3 protein-coding genes are annotated in these 2868 nt (G+C 36.9%); 1 reads left to right on the top strand and 2 read right to left on the bottom strand.

All coding sequences use genetic code 11. The features are described 5' to 3' along the window. Positions 1-526, top strand: a 526-nt coding sequence (locus tag AC1DPQ_RS23455; RefSeq protein ID WP_477611044.1) for a tetratricopeptide repeat protein, incomplete at its 5' end; no start/stop codon positions are given. Positions 527-577: 51 nt separating this feature from the next. Here AC1DPQ_RS23455 and AC1DPQ_RS23450 read toward each other — a convergent pair. After that, a complete protein-coding gene (locus AC1DPQ_RS23450; RefSeq protein WP_477585050.1) occupies positions 578-1108 on the bottom strand; it encodes a hypothetical protein in 531 nt (176 codons plus the stop codon). Beyond that, on the bottom strand, positions 1108-2631 hold the full coding sequence (gene gpmI / locus AC1DPQ_RS23445; RefSeq protein ID WP_477611043.1) for a 2,3-bisphosphoglycerate-independent phosphoglycerate mutase: 1524 nt from the start codon (positions 2629-2631) through the stop codon (positions 1108-1110). The genes AC1DPQ_RS23450 and gpmI overlap by 1 nt, the downstream gene beginning before the upstream one ends. Positions 2632-2868: the final 237 nt, after the last annotated feature.

Here is a 2868-nt window from a genome sequence, read left to right as displayed (position 1 = left end):
GATGAAAGGTGATTATAAAACTGCCGCTGCCCAATTAGAAAAAGCTGATGCAAAAACTAAAGATAATGCAAATGTACTTCAAATGCTTGGTTACTCTTATTTTCAAAATCGTGAATATGAGAAATGTATCGATACCTATAGCCGTTTGTTAACCATTAAACCTACTGAGGTTTCTGCTTATTACTACCGTGGTATAGCGAGATTAAAAATTGCAAACGATCCAAAAGAATCATTAAGTTCCATGCGGGATAACTTTTATCAGGCATCTATCAAAGATTTTACAAAAGCCATTGAAATTAGTGGTGATGAAGATGCTCAGATGTTCCAGAATCGTGGTTTAGCTTACAAAGATTATGCAATTTTTAGATCTTTTAAAGCGAAGAAAAAAGAAGAAAAAGCGGCTTGTGTAGCTTTGTTCAATAATTCTATCGCTGATTTTCAGAAGGTATTAACCTTACAACCATTAAGAAAAGATATTATTGATTGGGTAACCTACGATAAGGCACAGATAGCAAGCCTTAAATAAAATAAAACCTTTAAAGAAAAATGGGACTTGAATATTTTCGAGTCCCATTTTTTATTTCAGTTTTCCAATAACTGAATACTTCTTTTCCTTTAGCAATCTAATTTTCTGTTGTTTTTTGATTGCATAAAGGCTATCCGGACAGTAGATTAAAGTATCCTGAGATTGGTATAAGATATTTTTATTATCAATAATGATCTCTATTTTAGCTGCTTTCTGGCCGTTCCAGGTTATAGAAATCTTCTTAATAGGGATTTTTTTATTATCGGAAGTATAGATATCAACGCCATCTTGTTCTTTTGTTTTAAAACTCCCTTTCCACGATGTTTTATTGATGTCAGCGTTGACAAAAATGGCTAATTCTTTTGCCCAGTCAGCAATTTTAGCTGTTTTGCTTTCAGTTGCCCCATTTACACTAACGGTTTTCTTCACCATGGGATTTAGTCTCTGTAGGTGCGAAATTTCCTTTCCAAAATATCCTCTTATATCAAAGTACAATAAATCGGTATTTGCTTCAGCTTCTTTTCGCTGATTGCAGGAAAACAATGCCAAAGCAAATACCAGGATATGAAGTTTTTTAACCATTATACTAAAACATTTCCTGTCATTTCTGCTGGAATGGCGACACCTAATATTTTTAGAATAGTAGGGGCAATGTCGCCTAATTTACCATCTGCAATGGTTTTATAGTCCTTATCAATTAAAATACAAGGAACCAGGTTGGTGGTATGCGCAGTATTGGCAGAACCATCTCCATTTACCATAAATTCAGAGTTTCCATGATCGGCCAAAAGAATAAACGAATAACCATGTTCCAAACCTTTGTTTACCACAGTTTCTGCACATTTGTCTGCAGTTTCTACTGCTTTTATTACAGCTTCAAAAACACCTGTGTGGCCAACCATATCTGGATTGGCAAAATTTAAGCAAATAAAATCAGCCCATCCGGTTTCCATTTCTTTGGTAATGGCATCTGTAATCCCCGCGGCACTCATTTCTGGTTGAAGATCATAGGTGGCTACTTTTGGTGAAGGAATTAAAAGGCGTTTTTCATTTTTAAATTCGGCTTCCCTTCCGCCCGAGAAGAAGAAGGTTACGTGTGGGTATTTCTCAGTTTCCGCAATACGGATCTGATTTTTATTGTTGTTGGCCAGTACTTCGCCAATGGTTTGGGTTAAATCATCTTTGGTGAAAATTACATTTACCTTTTCAAAACTCTCATCGTAAGTAGTCATGGTAACATAATACAATGGCAGTTTATGCATCTGCTGTTCTGGGAAATCTTTTTGGGTTAATGCAGTGGTGATTTCACGACCTCTATCGGTGCGGAAATTAAAACAGATTACTACTTCATCATTTTGAATCGTAGCAACTGGTGCACCATTATCCTGCGTTAAAACGATTGGTTTTAAAAACTCATCAGTTACGCCATCAGCGTACGATTTTTTGATTGCTGTCAAAGCATCCTGGGTTTTTTCGCCAATACCGTTTACCATTACATCGTAAGCTTGTTTAACCCGCTCCCAACGGTTATCGCGGTCCATTGCATAATAACGGCCAATCATCGTTGCCAATTTAGCATTGGTGTTTTGGATATGGTTTTCCAGATCAGTGATAAAGCCCAGGCCGGAGTTTGGATCAGTATCGCGGCCATCTAAAAAAGCATGAACAAAAGTGTTTGGTACGTTTGCTTCATTTGCGGCATCACATAAAGCTTTTAAATGTTCGATATGTGCATGCACACCGCCGTTTGAAACTAGACCGATGAAGTGAACTGCTTTGTTATGCTGCTTAGCATAATCGAATGCACTTACCAAAACCGGGTTGCTGTGCAATTCTCTGTCGGTAATCGATTTGTTGATTCTTCCAAGCTCCTGGTAAACTACCCTACCTGCGCCTAAGTTCATGTGCCCAACTTCGGAGTTACCCATCTGCCCAGCTGGCAAACCTACAGCCTCACCAGATGCTTCAAGCTTAGAATTAGGGTATTTCTGTAATAACGAATCGAAAAAAGGAGTGTTGGCGGCATATGCAGCATCAGAATTATCTTGTTTTCCGTAGCCCCAGCCATCTAGAATTATAAGCGCGAGTTTTTTATCGTTTACCATTTTTATTGTAAAATTTATTGATCCACATTAAAACATTTTCATGTATAACATGTTTTAGTATTTTGTTTATATGGCAAATATAACTTTATTGATGCTTATACAAATGAAGAAATCCTTTTTTTGATACGCTAATGGCATAATTTTAGCTATAGGGTTCTGTATAAAATACAGAAATGATCCGGAGCTTATTTTTACTCATTATTAGTTTGTCATCATTATATCACCCTACAGCACAGC

The organism is Pedobacter sp. 01T416_2 (genome assembly GCF_056398925.1).
The sequence above is the reverse complement of the archived record's forward strand: the minus strand, read 5'-3'. Positions and strand labels throughout refer to the sequence as shown.

What these genes read in the sequence shown, in the direction of transcription:
- AC1DPQ_RS23450 (WP_477585050.1), bottom strand. Translation starts at nt 1,108, where the DNA reads ATGGTTAAAAAACTTCATATCCTGGTATTTGCTTTGGCATTGTTTTCC.
- gpmI (WP_477611043.1), bottom strand. Translation starts at nt 2,631, where the DNA reads ATGGTAAACGATAAAAAACTCGCGCTTATAATTCTAGATGGCTGGGGC.